Origin of the sequence: Demequina capsici, assembly GCF_032102965.1 — a bacterium.
GTDB lineage: Bacteria > Actinomycetota > Actinomycetes > Actinomycetales > Demequinaceae > Demequina > Demequina capsici.
Genome location: NZ_CP134880.1, coordinates 57523 through 80685 on the forward strand (window position 1 = coordinate 57523; position 23163 = coordinate 80685).

Below are 23163 nucleotides of genomic sequence, written 5' to 3' on the forward strand. Positions count from 1 at the left end.
CCTATCCGATCAGGATCTGCCGGGCGTGGCCCACCGCGTGCTCGCTGCCCATCACCAGCACGGTGTCCCCGGGTCTGAGCTCGAAGTCCGGGCCGGGTCCGGGAACCCCGACCTCGTCGCGGATCACGGCGACGATCGACGCCGACGTGGCGGTGCGGATATGGCCGTCGCCGATGGTGCGGTTCGCCAGGCCGCCGGACGTCGGCATGGTGATCCACTCGATCGCCAGGCCCTCCACCTGATGCCGCAACGACTCGAGCCGCGCGGTGATGTTGGTGCCGCCCAGCAGCTCGGCCAGCGCGGAGGCGTCACCCTCGGACAGCTCGAGCGTCCCGGTGCAGGCGTCGGGGTCCTCACGGTCGTACAGCCCCAGGTCGCGCTTGCCGTCGCGGCGCACCACGATGCCCACGCGGTCCCCGCTCTCCGCCGTGAACTCGTAGCGAACGCCCACCCCGGGCAGCGGCGTCTCGTAGATGTCCATACGCCTACCTTGGCACGCCGACAGCGTCCAGAGCGATCACTCCTGCGTCGGGTCCGTGAGCATGCCCATCTGCTGCAGCCGCGTCCAGCCGAGCCGCGCGATCGCGGGATTGTCCGAGTGGATGTAGAGGAGGGCGCGCTTGGTGGCGATCGCCTTCATCTGCACGCGCAGCTCCGCGCCGTCGTGGCCATACCCGTCGAGCAGCAGGTCCACGCCCTCGGGACCGAAGAGCAGGGTGGCGATGCCGAGCTCGTTGATGGGATCGCCTACCGAGTGCTCGCGCCAGTAGACGAGCCCCGCGAACTCGCCGTCCTTGGCCATGACCGCGCGCGGGTCGAGAGTGCCCGTGATCCAGGTGCGTTCCAGGGCCGGCGGCACAGCGACGGCGTCGTCCCAGGCGCGGCGGATGCGCTCGGGGATCACGCCGGCGCCCTCCGGCGAGCGCAGCGTGGAGGACTGGGCGAGCCGCTCGTACGTCTGTCCCGAGCGGGTGATGAGGCTGCCGCCGGTCGCCTCATGCAGGGGCGCGCCGCCTGTCGGCCTCTCATGCACCTGGGCGAGCGCCCGTCCGAGGTCGCGTGCAGCCTCGGTGCGCAACGGCGACCTGATGGCTGTCGACGCGTCGAACCATCGCGCGATCTCGAAGCGGTGCGGGTAGCCGAGCGCCGGCTCGCAGATGACGATCGGCAGGCGCGCTCGGAAGTCCCAGTCCTGCGCAGCCGCGTGGAGGTGGTCCATGGCCACCGGATCCCATGAGGGCAGGCGGCGCTGCCGGGGCAGCTCGATGATCAGCTCGTCGCCCAACCGGACGGAGAAGTGCTCCTCCATGTCGGTGTACCGGCGACCGAAGGGAAGGTTCGCGTGCTCAGGCGAACGCTCCAGCAGCAGCGCGCGCACGAACTCGTCCGGCAGGATGCGGCCTGCGGTCATCTCTGTCGGCCGGAACGGCTCGGGGTCCATGGTCATGTCCCGTCCAGCATCTCGAGCTCCCGCAGCCGACGCCACGCGAGGTTCCGGGTGAACGGGTCCTCTCCGGTCAGGTAGTAGGCGGCGAGGAACATCTCGATGGCCGCGATGCGGGTCCTCGTGGCCGTTGTCGCTCCGCCGTAGGAGCCGAGCAGGTCCTCGTGCGCGTCGGCGGGGAGCAGCATGAGCGCGCCGGCAAGGTCGGCGGCGGGATCGCCGGGAGCGAAGTAGCACCATTCGACGAGCCCTGCGAAGGCCCCCTGGTCGGAGATGACGAAGCGGGGTGCGAGGCGGCCGTGCGTCCAGGTGAAGGGGACGTCGACAGGCGTGACCAGCCCGGACTCCCACGTGCGGCGCATGAGGTCCGTCCTCACGCGCGCGCGGTCCGGGGACTCCATGGCGTCGACGAGCGGGAGCCACCGCCTCATGGACGATGCGAACGTCGACAGCGGCACCGAGCTGGTGGGGTTGCGCAGCGGCGACTCCGTGGGGAGGTGGATCTGGTGCAGCGCGTCGCCGAGCGCACCGGCGGCGCTCGGCGTGAGCGGCACGATGGCTGCGGTCGAGGCGCTGATCCAGCTCGTGAGCTCGAAGTGGTACGGGTAGCCGTGACCTGGCCGACCGGTCCGAAGCGGCGGCACGAAGGGGAAGCTCCACCTCTCCAGGAACGGAGCGATCAGCCGGGTCGAGCGCTCGTAGTAGACGTCGAGGCCGGGGACGGTGGGCATGTGGACGCCGTGGTCGTCGCCCACGCGGACGGCCGTGTAGTCGGGCATCACGTAGTGGCGCCCGATCTCACGGTCTGCGAGGTGGGGGAACTGGTCGCGCACCAGCGCCGACACGAGCTCGTCGGTGATGATGATCCGGTGGGGGCTACCAGTCATGGAGTGCAGGCTAGCGGCCCGCGGTGGCGTTGCACAGATCGTGTCGGATGCGTCACTCGCCTCCGTGATCATCCTTCGAGCAGACCGTCGCCCAGGTAGCCATCCTGGGAGCAGCCAGGCAGGATGGCGAACACGGCTGAGCCGACGGGCGTGGTCCACACGTTGAGCAGGTCCGCCTGCGCGAGCCGCTCCTGGATCGGCACGAACTGCGCATCCACGTCGGCCTGGACGCTGCCGAAGAGCAGCCCCGCCTCCGCCTCCGCTCCTCCGCGGGCAGGCTCGTCGTAGTTGAATCCCATGCGGACGATCCGCTGGGCCGGCTCGCCGGGTCGGGCGCGCCGCAGGTGCGCCACGTCGGAGATGATCGGGAAGCCGCGTGCATCGACGGCATCGAGGTCAGGCTCGTCATGCTCGACGGTCCCGGTCAGGGGTGCGCCGGTGTCCAGCGTGCGGCCCACCGCGTTCTCCCTGCCGATCCGGTCCACCTGGTCCCATACGGCGAGGTCCATGCGGATGCGGCGCAGCACGAAGGACGTGCCGCCGGTCAGCCAGCCGTCGGCGATCCAGACTCGGCGTGCGAACTCCTCGGCGGCGACCGGCGGGTTGGTGGTGCCGTCGACCTGCCCGAACAGGTTCCTCATCGTGGTGCCTGACGCGTGCGTCCCGTACGCCTGCCGGAACCCCGTCTGGTGCCACCGCTGCACGGCGAGGCTGGCCGCGTCCTTCGTGATCATCCGTGCCGCGTGGCTGACCGTCACGGGGTCGTCCGCATGGATCATCACCAGCAGGTCGCCGTCGCTCCAGCGGTTCTCGAGCGCGTCGATCGAGAACGCGGGCAGGGGCTTGAGCCACGCCGGCGCCGCATCCTCCCCGCCCGCGAGCACGGTGGCCGCTCGGCCCCAGCCGAACGTCACGGTCAGGCCCGCCGGTGCGGCGGCGAGCTCGGGCTCGGTGTCTGCGAGGGCGCCCTGCCCTGCCATCAGTCGACGCGCGTCGTCGGACCAGAGGCGCATGAGGCGCCTGAGGTCGTCCCGCGTCGAGCCGTCCACCAGGTCGAACGCGAGGAACGTGCCGTGCGCCCCCGGTGACGAGGTGATGCCGGCCTGGTGCGCACCCGCGAAGGCGGCGGCGCGACCACCGTTCGCGCCGGTGGTGTCGCGGGGTTCGTCCACCTGGACGGCGCGCGCTGCCGCATAGCCCCCTGCGGCGCCCGTCGCGACGCCGACCGCCGCCGCGGAACCCGTGAGGAATCCGCGGCGGCTCGGGCCGTGCGACGTGGTTGCGTCTGCGGGGCTCACGAGCCGTCCGCTCCGCTGCTCGGCACGTCGCTGCTCGGCGAGGCGGAGCCGTGGTCCATCCCGTCCATGCTGGGCGCGTAGGACTCCTGGGCGCCGGTGAACTCCTTGACCACCGCGTCGAACGGCACGGTGCTGCCGTCGGAGAGCGTGAGCGTCACGGTCACCTGGTCGCCTGGCTGGAGGGGGTCGGCGACATCCATCAGCATGAGGTGGTTGCCGCCTGGCTCGAGCGTCAGGGTGCCGCCGGCGGGGATGGTGAACCCGCCGTCGACCTCCTGCATGGCGGTGGCTCCTGACGCGTCGACGACGGTCTCGTGCAGCTGCACCATCGCGGCGGCGTCGGTGGCGGCGCTCACGATCGTGACATCGGCGTCCGTCTCGTTGGTGACGATGCCGAAGGCGCCGGTCATGCCGTCGTCCACGGCCTTCACCCAGGCGTCGGTCACGGTGACGGCGGGGCTGGTGCCGGTGTCGCCGCCGGCGTCGGTGGATGTGGAGGTGGACGTGGAGCAGGCGGTGAGCGCGAGCGCGGCGGTGGCGATCAGCGCGATCAGGGACTTCTTCATGGTTCTCTCTTCAACGGGTGCCCGCGGGGACGCGGACGCGCAGACGCGTGCGCGAGCGGGCTGGCTCCTGGTGGTGCAGCGCGCCCGGTGAGGGCGCGTGCGAGCACCGCGCTGGGGCGGTCAGGCCGGGCGCGGGTGCGGGAGAGAGAGCTGCGGGGGGCCGCGCAGCAACGCGGGCTGGGTGGCGATCGCGAGCTGCGTGCCGGCGGGACGGTGTGCAGGGATGGTCGTGGCAGGCCGGGCCTCGACCGCGGGCACGTGGACCACGAGTCGGTCGCGCCAGCGATCGAGGACATGGCCGAGCGCCCTGCCGAGCGTGCGCCACCGGTCGTCGGCGCGATGGATCGCGGCGATGGTCGCCACGGCGGCGAGCACGTGCGCGAGCATCATGCCCGAGCCGGAGTGCGCCGCGTGCGTGGCGGTGACGCCCAGGGCGCCGGGCTCCAGGTGGTGGGCGTGCGTCTGACCGGTGAGCGCCACATCGGCCGTGCCCCACGCGAACAGCAGATGGAACAACCCCTGGCTGAGCAGCACCGCGAGCGTGAGCCGCGTCAGCGTCAGCGCGTGACCGGCCAGGTGGAAGCAGACGACGAAGGCGAGCGCGAGCGGGACGGCGACGCCGATCACGGTGGGAGAGTGGCCGCCGGCGAGCACGTGGGAGCCGAGCGCGGCGAAGGTGGACAGCGCGGATCCCCCGAGGGCACGGGCCATTCGGCGCCAGGGGGACACGCGCATCTGTGGATTATCGCACTCGGCCCCGAGAAGGCATTTACGACATTGACGTGTTTCGTAATCTGTGGTGAGGTGAGCCTTACCCCGGCACTCACCGGGCATCCGCGACCCCCGGAGGAACCATGGAGACCACCATCACGACCGTCGTCACCGGTGTCGAGCCGGTCACGCCAGGATTCGTGAGGGTACGCGTCACCACCCCGGGCGACTCGTGGCGCTCCACGGGCGCCGCTGACGAGTTCGTCCACGTGGACGTCGGCGAGGCCGACGCGGACGCCTCCGACGGGCACGCCTCCCGCCACTACACGATCAGCAAGGTCCTGTCCGACGGCTTCGAGATGGAGATCGCGGTCCACGGCGAGGGCCCGGGCGCCGCGTGGGGAGAGAGGGTGCGCCCCGGCGACGCCGTCGCCGTGTCCGAGCCCAAGGCCTACTACGCCCCGCCGTCGTCCGCGCATCGACGCGTACTGCTCGGTGACGCGACAGCACTGCCCGCGATCGCCCGCATCCTCGCCGAGGCGAACCCCGACGAGCGCTTCGCCGTCGTGATCGAGCTCGCCACCATCGCGGACTCCCGCGAGCTGCCCAGCGCCGCCGCCGTGGATCTCGAGTGGCGCCTTGGCGGGAACGGTATCGGACCGTCGGTGCTGCGCTCCGCGCTCGCGGACCTGCTGCCGCGCCTCCGGGACGCGGACGCTGAGCCGTACCTGTGGGTCGCCTGCGAGGCGGCCGAGTCCCGCCGCATCCGCCAGTTCGCCCGCCACGAGGCGCAGCTGCCCATGACCGTGCTGCGGATCGTCGGCTACTGGCACGGCGACCACGAGCGAGTCGTGCGCGCGTGGGCGAACCTCACGGAAGCCCAGCGCGAGCGGGCCGCCGAGATCTGGCGTGAGGACCGGACCGACGAGGAGAACTGGGTCGACTACGAGCCGTTCTTGAGATCGCTCGGCGTCTGACCCCGCGCGTCGGCCGAGCACCATGAGCGACTCCCAGGTGCCAGGATCCCGACCGCCGGGAACCCGAGAGCCAGGCGCCCGATCAGGTCAGCGGGCACGGGCGTACCCCAGGTCCACCAACGCATCCCACCCTGCGCCGGGCTGGATCGCGCGCTCGTGGCAGGCCAGCATCGCCGCATAGGTGAGCGCCTCCGCCTCCACCCGCAGCGCGGTCACCTCGTCCAGGCCGCCGCCCAGGAGCAGCCCCTTGCGACGCGACGCGGCGCCACCCGCGCGCGCGTACGCATCGAGCAGCGGCCGGAATGAGCGCCTTCCTACCAGGCACAACGCCTGCCCTAGGTCCGTCGCAGGGTCGGCCACTCCCAGATCGCCCCAATCGAGCAGCGCCGCCAGGCGACCCTTGCTCGTCAGCACGTTGCCTCCGTGCAGATCCAGGTGCGCCCACGTCTCCAGCTCACGGCCGGCTCGCGCGCCCGCCTCGAACGCCGCCCGCGCGTCGTCCTCCCACAGGTCGGCCGGGGCGTCCGCCATGGCCACGAGCGTGTTCAGCCGCGCGTCGAACAGCTCGGCCCGCTCCGCGAGGGTCGCGGACCTCACCGGGTTCCTCGGCGCGTCGGCCGGCGCGGGCCGGTGCACCTGCGCCAGCGCCTTGCCCAGGTCCTTGGCTCCCGCGTCGGTCAGCGGCGCGTCGAAGCAGCGATCGCCCTCGAGGTAGGGCACCACCGACCATGGCCACGGGTAGCCCTCGCCCGGCGCGCCCAACCGGACGGGTGCGGGAACGGTGAAGTCCCACCCGGAGGCGAGCTCACGAAGCCAGCGATGCTCGCGGGAGGCGAGGTCCGCGCCCAGCTGCCTGCGTGGCAGCCTGACGGCGAGGTCCTCGCCCAGGCGGATCGTGATGTTGTCCCAGCCCTCATGGCGCTCGCCTCGTGGCAGGTCCGCCAGGTCAGGATGCTGGGCAGACAGAAGACGCGACACAAGGTCGTCGGAGATCCGGACCTCGGCGTCCGGGACTAGGCCCGTGGGCATGCGACCACCCTAGCCTGCAGTCGCGCTCCATGCCTGATCATCCCCGGTGAGCGTCCACGCGAGCACCGAAGGCCATGGCCCGTGGCCGTCCTCATGGTTGAGGTGCCCCTCGCCTGCGACCTCGATCGCAGGCAGACCCCATGCGGCGGCCACCTGCGCGAGCGGCGCGTCGCGATACGGGTCGTCCGCGCGGCCCACGACGCGTCCAGGGCTCACGGCGCTCAGGTCCACCCCCTCGTCGAACGGGAAGTCGGGCAGGACGGACGCGAGCCTCGCGCGCGACGGTGGCGCGATCAGCGCCACGCGGCTGGGTCGCAGCCGCGCGGGCAGCCGAGGCGCCAGGCGGGCCCACATCACGCATGACAGGGAGTGGGCCAGCACCACCCGTTCGCCCCCGCCTGCCAGCATCTCGAGCTCTGCCAGCGCGACCTCGCTCCAGGCCTCGAACGTCGGTGCGTCCGGGGCGGGGAGCTGCGGGTGCTGGACCGGCACGTGGGCCCGGCGAAGATGCTCGGCGAGCCACCACTGCCAATGCACGCGAGGACGGTGGTTGCCAAGCCCGTGCAGCAGCAGGACGCGCATGTCGCTCATGGGTTCCTCGTTCCTCTGCGCAGGTCCGGATCGCTACTTCGCGACCACGACCGAGGCGATCCGCTCGAGCCCCTCGGCGAGCACGGCGGGCGGCGTGGCGAAGTTCAGGCGCGCATGCCCGGCGCCACCGACGCCGAAGTGGGTGCCCTGGTTCAGCGCCACGCGGCCTTCGGCCAGGAGCACGTCCGCCGGCTCGCCGCCCAGGTCCCTGCCGCCGGCGGCGACGGTCCCGCCGAAGTCGAGCCAGGCCAGATAGGTGCCGGCGTTGCGGGACACGGTCACCCCGGGAAGGCGCTCCGCCACGAACGCGCGCAGCGTGTCCCGGTTGGCCTCGAGCCCTACGAGGAGGGAGGCGAGCCACGCGTCGCCGTCCCGGTACGCGACCGTGGACGCGATGGAGCCGAGGTAGGTGGGGTGGCCGTGCGCACCCTTGCGAAACTCGCCGAGCCACGCCGCGCGTTCCGTGCCGACGATCATCTGAGCGGCGGGCATGGCCGCCAGGCTGAACGCCTTGGAGGCGGACTGCACCGCGATGCCGGTCTCGCCGCCCGGCACCGACAGGTACGGGGTGAACTCCGCGCCCGAGTACACGAGCGGCGCATGGATCTCGTCGGACACGACCGTGACCCCGTAGCGGTTCGCCAGACTTGCGACGGCGGTGAGCTCCTCGCGGGTGTGCACCGTCCCGCCCGGGTTGTGGGGGTTGCACAGCAGCAGGCCCGCCTTGCGGCGTTCCGTGGAGCCGTCGGCCGGCGCGGTGGCCGCGGCGAGGGCCGTCTCCAAGGCGTCGAGGTCCAGGCGCAGGTCGTCGGTCAACGGTGCCTCGCGCACCACGCGGCCCGCCTGGTGGAGGTAGGTGGTGAACGGCGGGTACACGGGCGCGGTGATGACCACCTCCTCCCCGGGCGCGACGTCCTCGACGAAGGCCTCGACATAGGCGGAGATCACGGAGGCCGCGGGCACTACGAGCGAGGGCTCGACCTGCCAGCCCCAATGCCGGGCGGCGAACGCGACGAACTCGTCGACCATCGGCCACGAGCCGGGATAGCCGGTGTCACCGATGGTCAGCGCCTCCTGCAGCGCCGTGAGGATGGGCTCCGCGAGCGGCACGTCCATCTCGGCGACCCACATGGGGATCACGTCAGGCTCGTACCGCGCCCACTTGGCGGAGCGGCGGGCGCGAAGGTCGGCGAGGGACAGCTGCTCGAGGGGGTTCACGCCTGTCAGCCTAAGGCTGGGCGCGGGTGCCGGTGAAGCCTGGTCAGGCCCCCGGCGCGACCTCGTCGGGCTGTGTCCCGCTGAATGCGTAGTCCTGCCAGGACGCGTAATGCTGGGGCATCTCCACTTTGTCGCGCACGCTCTGCACGTCGAGCGACGACGTGGGCGGGTCCGAAGGGGATGAAGCGGGCACAGCAGGTCCTCTCAGGCGACGCCGGGTCGCGGCGCGGGGTGCGGGGTGCGGGCCGGGTGCGGCCCTCGTGACCTCCGGGTTTGTCGGAGGAAAGGACAATCGTAGGTCGACATGTCCCTTCTGTCCACAGGAACGGTCACCCTGTGACCCCACGGCGCGACGAGGCGCGCGGTATGTGTTCCCCCGCCTACAGCGCCTGGCCTCCGGACGTGGCGAGCGCGGAGCCGGTCGACGCGGTGAAGTCGACGGACGCGACGCACAGGAAGGTGTCGTCGGCGGAGAGCTCGTTGTCGTCGGAGGCGGCGAAGACCCACCAGCCAAGGTCGTACGCCGCATCGGTGCCCGAGGTCGCCGAGTCGAATGCCTCGCTGCAGGCCGTGTACATCTCCGACCACGTGGCGTCGCTGGTGAAGTCGCCGTCGACGGTGACGTCCGTGAGCGGCTCGGAGAGGAACACCTCGCCGACGTGCGAGGCACCGCAGTCCACCACGTCGAGGTCGTAGCCCTCGACCGACGAAGGGGAGAGGCACGTGCCCGCGGCCGGGGCGCCGTCCACGTAGATGAGGAAGTAGTTGTTCGCCTCATCGACGCCGAAGACGCCGTCGCCGGGCTGCGCCAGATCCTGAGCCGGATCCTGCGAGGGAAGAGGCGCCGGATCCGCCGAGAAGCTGGTGCTCGGGCCCGCGGTGGACGACCACGAGCCGGAGTCGTCGAAGGCCGAGCTGAACGTGGCGCTGAAGGCGATCAGCGCGATGACGACGAGGATCGAGCCCGCGATGCCCAGCCACCCGATGATGGTGCCCGCCAGCGCGATGCCCTTGTTGTCCGCCTCGCCGCGCTTCACCGCGCGCAGCCCCAGGTGGCCCAGGATGACCGCGATCAGCGAGATGCCCAGCAGGCTGGTCACCAGGCTGACGATGCCCATCCAGTTCTTGTCGGAGCGCGGCCCGTACGGCTGGCCCGGGTACGGCGCGCCTCCGTAGGGCGCCCCGTACGCAGGCGCGGACGGGTACGGCTGACCCGGCTGGGCGTAGGGGTCCGCGGGCGCGGGCATGGGTGGCGGGATCGATGCCGCCGTCGGCTGCGCGAACGGATCGGTGTAGGACGCGCCTGCGGTCCCGTCGCTGCCGAGCGGGGGTGCCACCCACGGATCGTCAGGGCTGGGGCGCTGGTCGTCGGCCATCTCTTCTCCTTCAGGGACGGTGCAAGGTGCCGCGTCGGCTCGACTCTACTGCGAGACGCGCGCCGGCTCGTCTGACCCGTGGCGCTTCACGTGGCGCAACGAGGCGACGGTGGTCACGGCGAGCACCACGACGATCACGATCAGCGAGACGTCGGTCGGGACGGTGGGCGTGGCGGGCCACACGCCGTGCGCCCAATGCAGCACCAGCTTGACGCCGATGAAGCCCAGGATCACCGACAGGCCGTAGCCGAGGAACACGAGCTTCGACAGCGCGTTCTCCAGCACGAAGTACAGGGCCCGCAGACCCAGCAGCGCGAAGGCGTTCGTGGCGAAGACGAGGTACGGGTCCGCGGTGATGCCGAACACCGCAGGCACCGAGTCCACGGCGAAGATCACGTCGGTGACGATGATCGCGGCCATCACGAGCGCCAACGGTGTCAGCGCGCGCCTCGCGCCCTCCTTCACCGTGACCCGAGTGCCGTGGTACCCGTCCGTCACGGGCATGAGCCGACGCATCACCCGGACGATGCCCAGGTCGCCGGGCTCGATCGTCTCGTCATCCTCGGAGCGGGCGTCGCGGTACACCTTCACGGCGGTGACGAGCAGGATCGCGCCGAACAGCAGGAAGGTCCAGTCGAAGGTCGCGATGAGGCCTGCGCCCACGGCGATGAACGCGCCGCGCAGCACGATCGCGCCCGCCACGCCCACCAGGAGGACGCGCTGCTGGAGCGCGCGCGGCACGGCGAACGCGGAGAGGATGAGGATGAAGACGAAGAGGTTGTCGATCGACAGGCTCTTCTCCACCACGTAGCCGGTGTAGTAGCGGGTCGCGGTCTCGCCACCGTGCTCTGCCCACACCCAGAGGCCGAACAGGAGCGGCAGCGCGATGTAGAACGCGCTCCAGCCCAAGGCCTCGCGGAACGACACCTCGTGCGGGCGGCGGGTGAGCAGGAAGTCGAGCAGGATCAGCGCGGCGACCCCGATGATCGTGACGGCCCACAGGCCCGGCGTCGCGATGGAGTGGAGGCCGGCGGGCGCGTCGGACTCGAACGGGAGGGCGAGGGTGAGCGGAAGGGACGGGGACATGGGTCTCCTCAGGACTGCGTGAGCCTGAGGTCTCCTTCACCGCTCGCGCGGCGTCCGCCCGGGAGGTCCATGGGGACCTCGTACTGACCGGGACGGAGCTTGGGAAGTACTCCCCTCGTGTGGCACATCGTAGGCGACGAGAGAGGTGTCTGTCGACGCGGCGGGACGGCTCAGCGCAGCAGGTCGCGGATCGCAGCGGCGGCGCGGTCCGCTGCTCCGTCCGCCTGGGTGAGGAACAGGCTGGGCTCGGTGAGCTCGAGCTCCAGCAGCACGGGTCCGTCGTCGGTGGGCAGCAGGTCCACGCGGGCGTACGCCAGGTCCGCCGCGTCAGGCAGCAGCACGGCGGTCGCGTCGAGCACGGCGCGTGCGACGGCGATCTCGGCGTCGCTGGCAGTGGCTGGGCTGATCTCCTCGTCCGCGTAGACCCCGGTCGAGAAGGACATCTCCTTGGACAGGATGGCACCCTTGGTCGCGGCGTGCGAGAAGCTTCCGCCCAGGTGCACCAGCGCCTTCTCACCGAGCGTGTCCACCTGCTCCAGGTAGGGCTGGATCAGCGCGGTGCGGCCCGCTGCATGCAGCATCGCGACGTGCGCGGCCGCCGCCGTGGGGTCGCCGTCCAGCAGGGCGGCGCCGTTCGACCCGTTTCCCACGGCTGGCTTGACGACGATGCGGCCGGCGAGCGCGTCGTCGGGCGGCTGCTCACCTGGTGCCACGAACAACGATGGGACGACGGGCACACCCGCCGCCGCGAGCTGCGCCAGGTACCGTTTGTCGGTGTTCCAGCGGATGACCGGCACAGGATTGACGAGTCGTGTCACGGCGGCGACCGATTCCGCCCAGCCCAGGAACTCGTCGAGCCGGTCGATGTAGTTCCACGTGGAACGGAGCACCACCAGGTCGTAGGCGGCCCAGTCCGTGGGCGTCTCCCAGGCGGCGAGCTCCGCCTCGGGGAGCGCGGCGAGCAGCGCCGCGTCGTCCACATCGACGTCGGTGAGCGCGGCGGTCGTGGCAAGGGCGATGCGGGTCATGCGTGAACGGTAGCGCCGGGCCTCGGGCTCGCCGTACCGTCTGCTGCCAACCGATCGCGCGGCGCCGACGTTGTGTGAGGTGGAGAAGGGGTGAGGCATGAACGACTGGAAACGCACGCTCGGCGAACTCGTCGAGGATCGGCACCGCCACCTGGTCGCGTACGCGTGCATGCTCACAGGCGACCGCATGGAGGCGGAGGACATCGTCCAGGATGCGCTGATCGCTGCCTTCGGGGGTCGACGGACCTTCGCGGCGGTGCCGGCTGCGGAGGCGTACGTGCGCAAGGCGATCGCCTCACGGTTCCTCGACGAGCGCCGTCGTGCCTCGCGTCGCCGCCGCAACGCGGCCGTGGTCGTGCCGTTCACGCGGGCCACGACGCCGGGCCCCGACGCATCCGTGCCGGATGCCACGGACCTGGAGCACGCGCTTCAACGGCTCCCCGAACGTGCACGCGCAGTCGTGGTGCTGCGCTACCTGGAGCAGCTGTCGACGCGCGAGTCCGCGGAGGCCCTGGGACTGAGCGAGGGCGCCGTCAAGCGCTACCTGTCGGACGGGCTGACCCGTCTGAACGCCCTGCTGGGCACCCATGAGGAGCTGAAGGAACCCGGCGAGACGGTCGCCGTGAGGAAGGGGGCGCGTCGTGGATGACCTCGAGCGCTTGTTCTCGCAGTCGTACGAGGCACGGGCGGCTGACCTCCCGGCTCCCTCGGATCACCTGCTCGTGGCGGTGTCCGGCGCGGTCGCCTCGCGCCGCCGCGCGCGCGTGATCGGCACGGTCGCCGCCGTCGCGGTGCCGATCGCGGCGATCGGTGCGTTCGCGCTCCTGCGCCCCGACGGCGCGGGGCACGACCCTGCCGCGACGCCGTCGCCGTCCGCATCGTCCTCTCCCACCGCGTCGTCGTCGCCCGCCCCGACCGCGGTGGCGACCGGGTGGGACGGGGTGCCCGAGTCCGAGCGGCCGCCCGTGCTCGACCAGGCGCAGCCGGGGCAGGTCGACCCGGTGCGCGCCATGGAGGGCTGGGTGTGGGACTACGTGGATGACAGCTGGTCGCTCACCGTCGGCCGCGACTCCACGGACGCGTCCGCACCGCCGTACGCGGAGCAGGTGCTGTACCTGGATGCACCTGACGGTGACGTGTTCAGGCTCGCCTCGCTGGGGACGGACCGGTACGTCGACTTCGTCGCCACCGATCTGGGTGCGCGTCTCGCGTGGCTCTCGTGGGCCGATGCAGGAGATGCCGTGCAGGTGGTGCAGTACGACCTTGTCACCGGGGACACCGTGGAGGACTGGGGCGGCGACGCCATCCCCGCTGGTCACGTGAACGGCGACGGCTCCGTGTGGAGCGTCTACCCGACCGGATCCACCACCCCGCTCGGCGAGATCTGGGCCGGACGCACGTACCTGGGCGAGTACGACTCGCTGTTCGTGCGGACTGGAGGCGCGACATTCCAGCAGCTCGCGGCTCAGTCGGAGCTGAATGGGCTCGTCGCCGCCGGTGCTCGCAACGGGTCAGGGGACCCCGGCGTGACCGCGTGGCATGCCCCGGACTGGTCCTACGCGGTGTTCCTCGCGCAGGAGCGCGATCCGGGGGCGACCCCCGAGGACTGGACCGCCGCGACGGGAGCGGGCGAGTGGCTGGTGGTGGACCTCACGACCGGAGAGTCGAGGAGGCTTGGGGCGACGCTGCCGAGCACCTTCTGCGCGCCGGTGCTGAACGAGTCGGTCACCGACATGGCCGTGATCGACGGTGGCTCCTACGAGGCGCCGGGTCCGATCCCTGCGACCTGCGATGGCGGCAGCGCCAACTTCTGGCTCCACGCGGAGGAGGGGGTCGCCGCCACCCCACGGTGAGGTGCTTCCGCCGGGTCGAATCCGATCGGGCCAGGCGTCGTAGGTGCGCGGGCCAGGTGGGTGCGCGGGCCAGTTGGGTGCGCGGGCCAGTTGGGTGCGCAGGCCGGAAGGCCCAGAACGCAAAATTCTGGCGCCGGATCTCAGGGGAGGGAGCGAGATCACGGCGCCAGAAAAAAGATGCGGCCCGGACGGTCAAGTCCCCGGATGACCGTCCGGGCCACGTTCTATGTCGGGCGACCTCTCAGTCGCCGTCACGTCTGAGGAAGACACTACGAGCCGTTCCGGGCGGTTGCGCGGGACCTTGGTCCCCAAGGCGAATACAGGTGTTGAGAACGCTCTCAGCGGTGCCGGCTGGCGGCATGCGATACCGAATCGTGGCCGACCGCCGGCGGAGCGCACCTACACGCCCGGAGGCACCGGCGGGCCGTCCACGTGGCTCTCGGGCGGCGTCTCGAGCTCCTCGGCGGACGGACGTGCGGGCAGCGTGTCGCGCCTGATCCACCACGCGGTGGCGAGCGCGAGCAGCGCGACCGAGGCCGCGGCCCACAGGGTGACCTCGAGGCCGGCGTGATGTCCGGAGGCATCGATCCCGCGACCAGCGGCCCACGCGCCGAAAGCGACGCCCGCGCCCATGCCGATGCGTACCCACGCCATGCCCTCCGTGAGCTGCGCCTGCGCGACGACCCGCTGCACCACCGTGTCGGCGGAGGCCAGAAGCGGGGCGATCGTCAGACCCGCGACGAAGCCGACAGCGGCGTACACGGCCAGGTGCGTGGTCTGCGCCACGAGCGCGAAGCCGAGCGCGAAGAGCAGGCTGAGCACCACCACCCGTCCCCACAGGGGCGTGCGCCACCGCCGCGCGCCGTAGAGCAGGCCGCCCACGAACGACCCTGCGGACACGATGCCGAGCACCAGGCCTCCGAGCGCGGCGTGGCCCACCTCCTCGGCGAACGCGACAGTCGTGATGTCGAGCGTCCCGAACGTGAAGCCCACGCCCACGGTCAGCAGCGACACCGCGGTGACCGCGCCCGGGACCTTCAAGCCGAGTCCGCTCGTTCCCTCGGGACCTCGCGCGGGCGGCTCGGTGGACGTCTGCGACAGGAGCAGGGACATGCCGACCAGCAGACCGGCGACGGCGACCGCGAGACCCGCCACCGGATGGACGGCGGTCGCGAGCAGCGTCACGGCGGTCGGCCCGAGCACGAACAGGGTCTCGTCGAGCGCGCCCTCGAGTGAGAACGCGGTATGGATCTCGTCGTCGGTCTTGAGGAGGTACGACCACCTGGCACGGGTGAGCGAGCCGAGCGGGCCGGACAGCGAGCCGAGGATGACGCCGAGCCACAGCAGCGCCTCAGGCCCTCGCGTGAGCGCGGTCGCGGTGATGATCGCGGCGCCCAGGACCGTGATCAGCGTGAGCGGCCACATCGCCTTGCGTTGACCTACGCGGTCGACGAGCCGCGCTGTCGGCACCGACTGCACGGCCCACGCGATGACACCCACGGCCGCGACCCGCCCCGACATCTCCCAGCTTCCGTACGTCCCCTCGATCAGCAGGATGACGGACAGGTTGAACATGGAGGTGGGGAACCGCGACAACAGTCCCGCGAGCGCGAAGGCGAGCGCGCCTGGGTGGGCCAGGAGGCGTCGGTAGGTGGTCAGCACCCCCGCATCGTCTCAGACCTGGGAGCGTCTGGAGAGCGCCGAGCAGGCCGTCATCCTGTGGGCGGTGGCTCGGGTCCGGCTGGGGACGAGGCGTCGGGTTCGTCCGGCAGCGTGCCGATCCTGCTCTCGTGGCTGGCGTCCGGTGCGGGGAGGCGAGAGCGTCGGCGCGCGCGCACGTCCTGCAGGACCAGCAGGGTCGCGCCGCCCACGATCACGATCGCTGCCAGCACGATGCCGCCCCAGGTCAGGATGGGCGTCCAGTAGATCTGGTGGGAGTCCGACGCGACGATCCGGATCTCGGCGGGGTTCAGCAGATCCGCGATGCCGAGCGTGACGGTGCGACCCTCCACGGTGCCTGCGGGCGCCTCGGTGACGAGCCCAGGGAACGTGAACCTCACCGACACGTCGACGGCGTTGCCGACGAGCGCGAGGTTCGCGGGAGTGAGACCCAGGGCCGACGGGTCGCGTGCGTCGTCCGCCGGGATCGTGACGACGTACCGGCCGTCCTCGTGCACGATGCTTCCTGAGATGCCGAGCGCCCCGCCGGCCGCGCTCGCGGCCTGGTCGTAGACGTCGAGCGGCAGATCCGTGAGGGTGAGGTCGACGCCCACCAGCTGCCCGTCGTCGTACGGCTTCAGGTCCACCTGGCCCGGGTGGTCGGCCGCGAGCGTCTGCAGCTGGCTGCTGGCGGAGAGCTCGTCGTACAGCTGCGCCGGGTCGAGCGAGTCGAGCGAGACGCCCTCCGCCAGCGCGCCGAGCCGGGAGCTGAGCGCGGATCCCGCGTCGCTGCCCAGCTGCGTCCGCAGCTGATCCGCCAGGTCCGGGGCGAACGCGATCACGGTGTGCTGGCTGAACGTGTCGTCGCTGCCGAGCTCGGTCGACGAGTCGAGCCGCACGCACCCGGCGAGCGCGAGCGCGGTGACGCCGACGAGGACGGCCTCGCGCACGCGGCGCACCAGCGGGCTCGTGCGAGTCATGCTCATGAACCCATTGTGTCGCGGGAGGTGCGGCACGTGCCGCACCTCCCGAGCAGATCACGGGCGACGAGCCCCCATGATCTGCGTCAGCGCGTAGCCGAAGGCGCCGATCGCGCCCACCACCAGCAGTCCGCACAGAGCCAGCAGCCCGACGTTGCCGAACGAGAAGCCGGGCGCCGCGTCGGCGGCCACGATCTGCCACGCGGTGAGGCCCTGCGCCTGGCTGTAGTCGTCGACGACGACGGTGTTCGGGTCGTCGGGGTCCACATGGCCGATCGTGGTGGACTGCACCGGCCCCGGGAACGTGTACCGCTCCTCGATCACGATGCCGAGCGCGGTCGGGTCGACGGAGGCGTCGCCCGAGGTCGTCACCGTGGCGCCGGACGACTGCGCGCCCGCGGGCGTGGCATCGGTCGACGGCGTCGACGGGGTGGAGGACAGCGTGATGGTGCCGCCCGAGTGGCTGTACAGCTGGGTGGCCGCGGTGCCGGGGTCGGTGCTCGAGGAGCCGTCGGCGGAGGTGTCGTCGCTCGACACGCCGATGTTCGAGGACAGGAGCGAGGTGGCCTCAGCTGGCGTGAGGCCGGTCGCGGTCACCGAGAACCCGGTCTGGCCGTCGGCGTCGTACGGCGCGACCGTGACCTTCCCTGCGAGGTCCGGCTGCGCGGCGAGGCTGTCCTGGAACTGCTGGACGATGCTGTCCTGGGTCTGGCCGAGCTGGGTGAGCACGGACTCGTCGAACGCCATGGACGCAGTGACGTCGACGGTGTCGTCAGCGTGGAAGACGGTGGTCGACTTCATCGTGTAGCAGCCGGAGAGCGCCGCGGCGCTCAGGAGGACGAGTGCGAGCGCGCCGAGGCGCGTGCGAGTGCGGCGAAGCATGGTGCTGTGATCCCCTCATCGATGCCGGCAGCCCCCCTGCCGGCTGGGTGTCACGTTAGCGCACGAATGTGGCACCCGGTAGCGATGTTCGTCTCATGCGGCCCGGTGGGTGGACCGCGACCGCCGTGCGAACCCGAGGACCCCTGCCACGCCGGCCAGCACGAGCAGCCCCGCGCCGCTCGGGACGATCCAGGCGGGCAGCCCTGCGGGGGCCGCGGTCGCGGACGCCGTGGCGTCGAGCTCCGTCAGGTCCGTCATGCTGTCGGCGTTCCACGTGACGGTGTCGCCTGCGATCGTGCCGTTGGACGTCTGCACCGGGCCCGGGGCCGTGAGGGTGACGAGCGAGACGCCCGTGACCTGCGCGATGGGGATCGCGGCTGCGAGAGCGCCGTCGTCCGCGACGCTGAACCCGACGAGCGCCGCCTCGTTGTCGGAGGCGAGCTCCGAGGTGATGCGCACCAGCAGCAGGTCGTCGGTGAGCTCGGATGTCGCCGTGACCGTGTCGGTGTTCGTGTCCGCCAGCTGGTCGTCCAGGTACTCCTGGGTGGTGCCGGTCCAGGACTCGTACTGCGCGATGTAGTCCTCGAATGCGGCGCGCGGGTAGGCGGTCTCGCGCATCCAGGTGGCGGAGCCGTCCTCGTGCAGCTGGATGTCGATCCAGCCGTTCACGCAGTCGGAGCTGCCGTTGTAGATCGAGTCGGCGTCGCAGGTGTCAGGGAACGTGTACTGGGGACCGTCGACGGCGATCGCGACGGGGCCGGTCGCGACGGCGGCGGCCGCGAGGACCAGGACGAGGGCTGGGGCGAGTCGCATGGCGCACAGCCTAGGAGGCATCCCTGCGAGTCTCCTCAGAGTCGCGGGGACGCCCCCAGGTGCGCGCGGTCAGCCCTCGAGCGCCTCGGACACGACGTCGCGGGCCTGCGCCTGGACCTCGCCCAGGTGGGTCTCGGAGACGAACGACTCGGCGTAGATCTTGTAGACGTCCTCGGTGCCCGACGGGCGCGCGGCGAACCAGGCGTCCTTGGTGGTGACCTTGAGGCCGCCGATCTTGGCGCCGTTGCCCGGCGCGGCTGTGAGCTTGGCGGTGATGTCCTGACCCGCGAGCGTCGTCGCGGGAACCTGCTCGGGGGACAGCGCGCCCAGCCTGGCCTTCTCATCCTTGCTGGCGGCGGCGTCGACGCGCGCGTACCAGGACTCGCCCAGACGCTCCACGAGCCCCTGGTGAAGGACCGACGGGGAGGCTCCCGTGGTCGCGGTGATCTCGGACGCGAGCAGGCACAGCAGGATGCCGTCCTTGTCCGTGGTCCACACGCGGCCGTCCTTGCGCAGGAACGACGCGCCGGCGGACTCCTCGCCGCCGAACGCGACGTCGCCGGTCATGAGGCCGGGCACGAACCACTTGAAGCCGACGGGGACCTCGAGGACCTTGCGTCCGAGCTCGGCGCCGACGCGGTCGATCAGGCTGGAGGACACAAGGGTCTTGCCGATCGCGGTGCCGGCGGGCCAGCCGGGGCGCGCGCCGCCGTAGAGGTAGGCGATGGCGGCGGCCAGGTAGTGGTTGGGGTTCATGAGGCCGCCGTCGCGGGTGACGATGCCGTGGCGGTCGGAGTCCGCGTCGTTGCCCGTGGCCACGTCGTACGGTGCGTCGGCGCCGGCCATGAGGCCCCGCAGCGAGGCCATGGCCGACGGGGAGGAGCAGTCCATGCGGATCTTGCCGTCCCAGTCGAGCGTCATGAACGCCCAGCGGGGGTCGACCTTCGGGTTGACGACCGTGAGGTTCAGCCCGTGCTCCTCGCCGATCGCGCCCCAGTACTCGACGGCCGCGCCGCCCAGCGGGTCGGCGCCGATGCGCACGCCCGCGTCCTTGATCGCCGCGAGGTCGATGACCGACGGGAGGTCGCGCACGTACGCGGCCATGTAGTCGTAGTAGCGGGTGGTGTCCGCACCCGCGGCGCGGGTGAGCGGGATGCGCGGCACCTGCTTCCATCCCTTGGCCAGGATCTCGTTCGCGCGGTTCGCGATCCAGGTGGTCGCGTCGGAGTCCGCAGGGCCGCCGTGCGGCGGGTTGTACTTGAAGCCGCCGTCGCGCGGAGGGTTGTGAGACGGGGTGACGACGATCCCGTCGGCCAGGCCGGGGCCGGTGGTGCGCAGGCCGTTCTCGCTGGTGGCACCGTTCGCCACCAGGATCGCGTGGCTGACCGCAGGAGTGGGTGTGAAGCCGCCCTGCGCGTCGATCATCACCGTGACCTCGTGCGCGGCGAGCACCTCGAGCGCCGTCTCCCAGGCCGGGCCCGAGAGCGCGTGCGTGTCCTTGCCCAGGAAGAGCGGACCGTCGGTGCCCTGGCCGCGGCGGTACTCCACGATCGCCGCGGTGGTGGCGACGATGTGGGCCTCGTTGAACGCCGTGTCGAAGGCGGAGCCTCGGTGGCCCGACGTGCCGAACACCACACGCTGGGTGGCGACGGTCGGGTCCGGCACCAGGTCGTAGTACGCGCCGAGAAGGGCGTCGACGTCGATCAGATCCTCGGGAAGGGCAACTGTGCCTGCGCGCTCATGCATGCCGCCAGTCTTGCAGGCGAACGGCCCGTGTGTCTCGGGTCCGTCGCGAGCCCGCATCGTCCAGGCGCCTGCGCGAGCCCGCATCGTCCAGGCGCCCGCGCGAGCCCGCATCGTCCAGGCGCCCGCTCCTCGCAGTCGGAACCGATCTGAGCTGTGACACGCGGGCGACATGCCGCGTCGTCTCACGACACGCCGGCGCGTCGCCGGTGAGAGTGGTTCGGGCTGTCGGGGGCCTGCGAGAGCCGTGGCCGTCGCGCGGCACTACCCTTGGACACCATGGCGAAGAAGAACCGCGTCCCGTTCGTTCCCCGTCCCTTCGAGGGACTGCCCGGCGAGGTGGACCTCGTGGCGATGCGAGAGATCGTGCCCGCGGCCAGCGCGCCCGCGAGGCTCACGGAGGAGTTCGGCGGCGACGACATCCTGCTCGTGACCGTGCTGCCCCTGGACCGTCCGGCGATGCGCCGCAAGGACGGCCTGCTGATGATCGCGATGCGCGGCGCCGGCGCGTCCGGCGACCCGTCGCGTGACATCGCGTGGGCCGCGCTCGCCGCGAAGGACCTTGAGGACGGCGACCTGCTGGCGCCGCTGGGCGCGCTCGAGGCGGGACCGCGTCTGCAGGACATCCTGGATCTGACGGTGCCGTGGCAGGTCACGGTGCACGAGGGCTACGAGTACTGGCTGCCTGAGGGCGACCGTGACGCCGACGTGCAGGCGGCGCTCGAGGAGGCCAACACGGGCATCTTCCCCACGGTGAAGCTCGAGGCCGCCGAAGGCGCGTACTGGTGCCGCATGGGCGCCCGCGAATTCCTGCGCTGGGGCCAGTCCGTCGATGAGGAGAGGCTGCTGGACGCGCTCGCCCGGCTGCACGCCCGCCGCGAGTCCGCGATCGAGGAGGGCACCAAGCTGCTGGGCGCGTTCCGCGCGTGCGGCCTGCAGATCCCCGTGTGGGAGATGGTCGCGGGCACCGAGCCCGACGAGCTGGAGAAGCCGGTCGCGGCGTTCGCGCCCAAGCTTGCCGCCGCGCTCGCCGACGAGTCCCCGCTCACGGCTGACGAGCGTCGGGCGCGTGCCGGACTGGTCTCGCGTCAGGTCACGATCCGCTGAATCGGTGCGCCGGGTCGCGACGAGGCGGCCCGGCCAGGTCACAGAACCTTCACGAGAAGGTAAAAGGGAGTTTGCGTGGCCGCACGCAATCGCTACGCTGAGAGCGTGGTCGCGACACCCCAGCCCCCGGACGGCGATGCCGCACGTAAACGTGCGCCTCGACGCCGTCCGTCGGCCTCCCGGATCGTCGCTCCCACACCCGAACAGGGGTGCGCCGCGCTGATCGTGGCGCACGACCAGGCCCGCCGCATCGCCGCCACGGTGCGCGCCGCCGTCGCGATCCCCGGTGTGGACCTGGTGCTCGTGGTCGACGACGGCTCCACCGACAACACGCAGGACCTGGCACGCAAGTCGGGTGCGGTGGTGGTCCGTCACCCGCACCCGCGTGGCCGCAGCGCCGCCATCGAGACGGGCGCCGCCGTGGCCGCCATGCGCGACGACCCTGCCGTGCCCCCCCGCGCGCTGCTGATCCTCGACGGCCGCCTGGGCAACCAGGCGATCGGCGCCGCGCCGCTCGTGCCCGCCGTCACCGAGAAGGTGTGCGACATGGCCGTGGCGCTCACCGCGGGCGGTGGACGGGCGCTCGGCCTCAGCACGAAGGCGTCTCGCAAGGCCATCAAGAAGGCCTCCAACTGGGAGCCGCGCCAGCCGATGAGCTCCATCCGATGCCTCACCCGCGAGGCTTTCGAGCAGTGCCTGCCGCTGGCGCGCGGCTCAGGCCTCGAGCCGGCCATGACCCTTGACGTGCTGCACGCCGGTCTCACCGTCACCGAGGTGGAGTGCGAGATCGCGGGCAACAGCCGCTCGGGCGTCGCGCGCACCGCGCCAGGCCGTGCCAACCAGTACCGTGACGTGTTGATGGCCATCGGGAGCCGTCGGATGCGTCAGGGCCTCACCGACACAGGTCGGGCGATGGGGGTCGGGCGCTCGCAAGCCCAGGAGGAGCACGAGTGACTTTGCCGCGGTACGCGTACCTGGGTCCTGCCGGCACGTTCACGGAGGCGGCGCTGCGCGTCATGGCTCCCGAGGGCACGGCCGAGCATCTGCCGATGGTGGACGTCCCGTCCGCCCTGGGCGCGGTGCGCTCGGGCGAGGCCGACTACGCGGTCGTGGCGATCGAGAACTCGGTCGAGGGCGGCGTGACCGCCACGCTCGACACGCTCGCCGAGGGCGAGCCGCTGGTGATCCTCGGCGAGGTGGTGCTGTCGATCTCCTTCGAGCTCGTGGCCCGGCCCGGCACGCGGATCGAGGACGTGGCGCGCGTGTCGGCGCATTCGCATGGCCTCAACCAGTGCCGTCGCTGGATCGCCGAGAATCTGCCAGGTGCCCTGCAGGTGCCCGCCTCGTCGAACGCGGCGGCGGCGGTGGCGCTCGCGGACGGGTCGGCGGAGTTCGATGCGGCGCTCGCGCCTCCTGGGATCGGCGAGAGCCTGGGTCTCGAGGTGCTCGTGAGCGGGGTCAGCGACCGGGCCTCCTCGATGACGCGGTTCGTGCGCATCGGCCGCCCGGGCGAGCTCCCCGAGCCGACGGGCGCGGACAAGACGACGCTGGTGGTGCACCTGCCCTCTGATCGATCCGGCGCGCTGCTGCAGATGCTGGAGCAGTTCTCTGCGCGCGGTGTGAACCTGTCTCGCATCGAGTCCCGCCCGCGCGGCGACCGGCCGGGTGAGTACTCGTTCTCCATGGATGCGATGGGTCACGTGGCGGAGGCGCGGGTGGCGGAGGCGCTGATCGGCCTCAAGCGCACCTGCCCGGTGGTGCTGTTCCTCGGCTCGTACCCGGCTTTCCACGGTGAGGTGACGCCGGTCGAGCCTGAGACGACCGACGAGTCGTTCGCGGAGGCCACCGCATGGGTGGCGGCGCTGCGGGACGGACGGGCGTAGGGGCCGCACGGGCTCGCGCCTGTACACCGTCG

General features: G+C 71.6%; 23 protein-coding genes. 6 read left to right on the forward strand and 17 right to left on the reverse strand.

Annotated features, from left to right (window positions below; translation table 11 throughout):
- Nucleotide 1: 1 nt before the first annotated feature.
- The 6 genes from RN607_RS00280 to RN607_RS00305 all read right to left on the reverse strand — a co-directional run bounded on the left by RN607_RS00280 (nt 2) and on the right by RN607_RS00305 (nt 4930).
- Nucleotides 2-481, reverse strand: coding sequence for a cation:proton antiporter regulatory subunit (locus tag RN607_RS00280; RefSeq protein ID WP_313498636.1), 480 nt, complete (start codon nt 479-481; stop codon nt 2-4).
- Nucleotides 482-517: 36 nt separating this feature from the next.
- Nucleotides 518-1447, reverse strand: coding sequence for a phosphotransferase (locus RN607_RS00285; protein ID WP_313543506.1), 930 nt, complete (start codon nt 1445-1447; stop codon nt 518-520).
- Nucleotides 1444-2331, reverse strand: coding sequence for a phosphotransferase (locus RN607_RS00290; protein ID WP_313543507.1), 888 nt, complete (start codon nt 2329-2331; stop codon nt 1444-1446). The genes RN607_RS00285 and RN607_RS00290 overlap by 4 nt, the downstream gene beginning before the upstream one ends.
- A gap of 68 nt (nt 2332-2399) precedes the next feature.
- Nucleotides 2400-3629, reverse strand: a complete 1230-nt coding sequence (locus RN607_RS00295; protein ID WP_313543510.1) for a Dyp-type peroxidase — start codon at nt 3627-3629, stop codon at nt 2400-2402.
- Nucleotides 3626-4195 carry a copper chaperone PCu(A)C gene (locus tag RN607_RS00300; RefSeq protein WP_313543512.1) on the reverse strand — a complete coding sequence of 190 codons (570 nt, stop codon included), beginning with the start codon at nt 4193-4195 and terminating at the stop codon, nt 3626-3628. Before RN607_RS00300 ends, RN607_RS00295 begins: the two co-directional genes overlap by 4 nt.
- A gap of 120 nt (nt 4196-4315) precedes the next feature.
- Nucleotides 4316-4930 carry a hypothetical protein gene (locus tag RN607_RS00305; RefSeq protein WP_313543514.1) on the reverse strand — a complete coding sequence of 205 codons (615 nt, stop codon included), beginning with the start codon at nt 4928-4930 and terminating at the stop codon, nt 4316-4318.
- Between the two features lie 119 nt (nt 4931-5049).
- On the opposite strand from RN607_RS00305, the gene RN607_RS00310 reads away from it, so the two are divergent.
- Entirely contained in the window at nt 5050-5883 is an 834-nt protein-coding gene (locus RN607_RS00310) for a siderophore-interacting protein (RefSeq protein WP_313543516.1), read from the forward strand.
- An 87-nt stretch (nt 5884-5970) separates the two neighbouring features.
- On the opposite strand, the gene RN607_RS00315 is transcribed toward RN607_RS00310, so the two are convergent.
- The 6 genes from RN607_RS00315 to RN607_RS00340 form a co-directional block, all read right to left on the reverse strand.
- The gene (locus RN607_RS00315) at nt 5971-6912 is read right to left on the reverse strand and encodes a phosphotransferase (protein ID WP_313543517.1); all 942 of its coding nucleotides are present in this window, start codon (nt 6910-6912) and stop codon (nt 5971-5973) included.
- A 9-nt stretch (nt 6913-6921) separates the two neighbouring features.
- On the reverse strand, nt 6922-7503 hold the full coding sequence (locus RN607_RS00320; protein ID WP_313543519.1) for an RBBP9/YdeN family alpha/beta hydrolase: 582 nt from the start codon (nt 7501-7503) through the stop codon (nt 6922-6924).
- A 33-nt stretch (nt 7504-7536) separates the two neighbouring features.
- Nucleotides 7537-8721, reverse strand: a complete 1185-nt coding sequence (locus RN607_RS00325; RefSeq protein WP_313543521.1) for a MalY/PatB family protein — start codon at nt 8719-8721, stop codon at nt 7537-7539.
- 380 nt (nt 8722-9101) lie between these two features.
- A complete protein-coding gene (locus tag RN607_RS00330) occupies nt 9102-10097 on the reverse strand; it encodes a DUF4190 domain-containing protein (protein ID WP_313543523.1) in 996 nt (331 codons plus the stop codon).
- 45 nt (nt 10098-10142) lie between these two features.
- On the reverse strand, nt 10143-11183 hold the full coding sequence (locus RN607_RS00335) for a TerC/Alx family metal homeostasis membrane protein (RefSeq protein ID WP_313543525.1): 1041 nt from the start codon (nt 11181-11183) through the stop codon (nt 10143-10145).
- 170 nt (nt 11184-11353) lie between these two features.
- The gene (locus RN607_RS00340) at nt 11354-12211 is read right to left on the reverse strand and encodes an ATP-grasp domain-containing protein (protein ID WP_313543527.1); all 858 of its coding nucleotides are present in this window, start codon (nt 12209-12211) and stop codon (nt 11354-11356) included.
- A gap of 97 nt (nt 12212-12308) precedes the next feature.
- Here RN607_RS00340 and RN607_RS00345 point away from each other — a divergent pair, with 97 nt between their 5' ends.
- Both RN607_RS00345 and RN607_RS00350 read left to right on the forward strand, forming a co-directional pair.
- Complete coding sequence (locus RN607_RS00345; RefSeq protein WP_313543529.1) at nt 12309-12860, forward strand: RNA polymerase sigma factor; 552 nt, start codon at nt 12309-12311, stop codon at nt 12858-12860.
- Entirely contained in the window at nt 12853-14064 is a 1212-nt protein-coding gene (locus tag RN607_RS00350; RefSeq protein WP_313543530.1) for a hypothetical protein, read from the forward strand. Before RN607_RS00345 ends, RN607_RS00350 begins: the two co-directional genes overlap by 8 nt.
- Nucleotides 14065-14463: 399 nt before the next feature.
- Here RN607_RS00350 and RN607_RS00355 read toward each other — a convergent pair whose 3' ends face one another.
- The 5 genes from RN607_RS00355 to pgm all read right to left on the reverse strand — a co-directional run bounded on the left by RN607_RS00355 (nt 14464) and on the right by pgm (nt 20144).
- Nucleotides 14464-15726 (reverse strand): MFS transporter, encoded by a 1263-nt coding sequence (locus RN607_RS00355; protein WP_313543531.1) that lies wholly within the window; start codon nt 15724-15726, stop codon nt 14464-14466.
- A 50-nt stretch (nt 15727-15776) separates the two neighbouring features.
- The gene (locus tag RN607_RS00360; protein ID WP_313543533.1) at nt 15777-16709 is read right to left on the reverse strand and encodes an LppM family (lipo)protein; all 933 of its coding nucleotides are present in this window, start codon (nt 16707-16709) and stop codon (nt 15777-15779) included.
- A 51-nt stretch (nt 16710-16760) separates the two neighbouring features.
- Nucleotides 16761-17585: an LppM family (lipo)protein gene (locus tag RN607_RS00365; protein WP_313543535.1), complete on the reverse strand. Its 825-nt coding sequence runs from the start codon at nt 17583-17585 to the stop codon at nt 16761-16763.
- A gap of 93 nt (nt 17586-17678) precedes the next feature.
- Entirely contained in the window at nt 17679-18398 is a 720-nt protein-coding gene (locus tag RN607_RS00370; protein WP_313543537.1) for an LppM family (lipo)protein, read from the reverse strand.
- A gap of 69 nt (nt 18399-18467) precedes the next feature.
- Nucleotides 18468-20144, reverse strand: a complete 1677-nt coding sequence (gene pgm / locus RN607_RS00375) for a phosphoglucomutase (alpha-D-glucose-1,6-bisphosphate-dependent) (RefSeq protein WP_313543538.1) — start codon at nt 20142-20144, stop codon at nt 18468-18470.
- 276 nt (nt 20145-20420) lie between these two features.
- Between pgm and RN607_RS00380 the strand changes: the two genes are divergently transcribed.
- From RN607_RS00380 to pheA, 3 genes are all read left to right on the forward strand, one after another.
- On the forward strand, nt 20421-21248 hold the full coding sequence (locus RN607_RS00380; RefSeq protein ID WP_313498689.1) for a DUF5926 family protein: 828 nt from the start codon (nt 20421-20423) through the stop codon (nt 21246-21248).
- 75 nt (nt 21249-21323) lie between these two features.
- Nucleotides 21324-22202, forward strand: a complete 879-nt coding sequence (locus RN607_RS00385) for a glycosyltransferase family 2 protein (RefSeq protein ID WP_313543540.1) — start codon at nt 21324-21326, stop codon at nt 22200-22202.
- Nucleotides 22199-23131, forward strand: coding sequence for a prephenate dehydratase (pheA, locus tag RN607_RS00390; RefSeq protein ID WP_313498692.1), 933 nt, complete (start codon nt 22199-22201; stop codon nt 23129-23131). Before RN607_RS00385 ends, pheA begins: the two co-directional genes overlap by 4 nt.
- Nucleotides 23132-23163: the final 32 nt, after the last annotated feature.

Coding starts and splice junctions, on each gene's coding strand:
- RN607_RS00280 (WP_313498636.1), bottom strand. CDS start 481: ATGGACATCTACGAGACGCCGCTGCCCGGGGTGGGCGTTCGCTACGAG.
- RN607_RS00285 (WP_313543506.1), bottom strand. CDS start 1,447: ATGACCATGGACCCCGAGCCGTTCCGGCCGACAGAGATGACCGCAGGC.
- RN607_RS00290 (WP_313543507.1), bottom strand. CDS start 2,331: ATGACTGGTAGCCCCCACCGGATCATCATCACCGACGAGCTCGTGTCG.
- RN607_RS00300 (WP_313543512.1), bottom strand. CDS start 4,195: ATGAAGAAGTCCCTGATCGCGCTGATCGCCACCGCCGCGCTCGCGCTC.
- RN607_RS00305 (WP_313543514.1), bottom strand. CDS start 4,930: ATGCGCGTGTCCCCCTGGCGCCGAATGGCCCGTGCCCTCGGGGGATCC.
- RN607_RS00310 (WP_313543516.1), top strand. CDS start 5,050: ATGGAGACCACCATCACGACCGTCGTCACCGGTGTCGAGCCGGTCACG.
- RN607_RS00315 (WP_313543517.1), bottom strand. CDS start 6,912: ATGCCCACGGGCCTAGTCCCGGACGCCGAGGTCCGGATCTCCGACGAC.
- RN607_RS00320 (WP_313543519.1), bottom strand. CDS start 7,503: ATGAGCGACATGCGCGTCCTGCTGCTGCACGGGCTTGGCAACCACCGT.
- RN607_RS00330 (WP_313543523.1), bottom strand. CDS start 10,097: ATGGCCGACGACCAGCGCCCCAGCCCTGACGATCCGTGGGTGGCACCC.
- RN607_RS00335 (WP_313543525.1), bottom strand. CDS start 11,183: ATGTCCCCGTCCCTTCCGCTCACCCTCGCCCTCCCGTTCGAGTCCGAC.
- RN607_RS00340 (WP_313543527.1), bottom strand. CDS start 12,211: ATGACCCGCATCGCCCTTGCCACGACCGCCGCGCTCACCGACGTCGAT.
- RN607_RS00345 (WP_313543529.1), top strand. CDS start 12,309: ATGAACGACTGGAAACGCACGCTCGGCGAACTCGTCGAGGATCGGCAC.
- RN607_RS00360 (WP_313543533.1), bottom strand. CDS start 16,709: ATGAGCATGACTCGCACGAGCCCGCTGGTGCGCCGCGTGCGCGAGGCC.
- RN607_RS00365 (WP_313543535.1), bottom strand. CDS start 17,585: ATGCTTCGCCGCACTCGCACGCGCCTCGGCGCGCTCGCACTCGTCCTC.
- RN607_RS00370 (WP_313543537.1), bottom strand. CDS start 18,398: ATGCGACTCGCCCCAGCCCTCGTCCTGGTCCTCGCGGCCGCCGCCGTC.
- pgm (WP_313543538.1), bottom strand. CDS start 20,144: ATGCATGAGCGCGCAGGCACAGTTGCCCTTCCCGAGGATCTGATCGAC.
- RN607_RS00380 (WP_313498689.1), top strand. CDS start 20,421: ATGGCGAAGAAGAACCGCGTCCCGTTCGTTCCCCGTCCCTTCGAGGGA.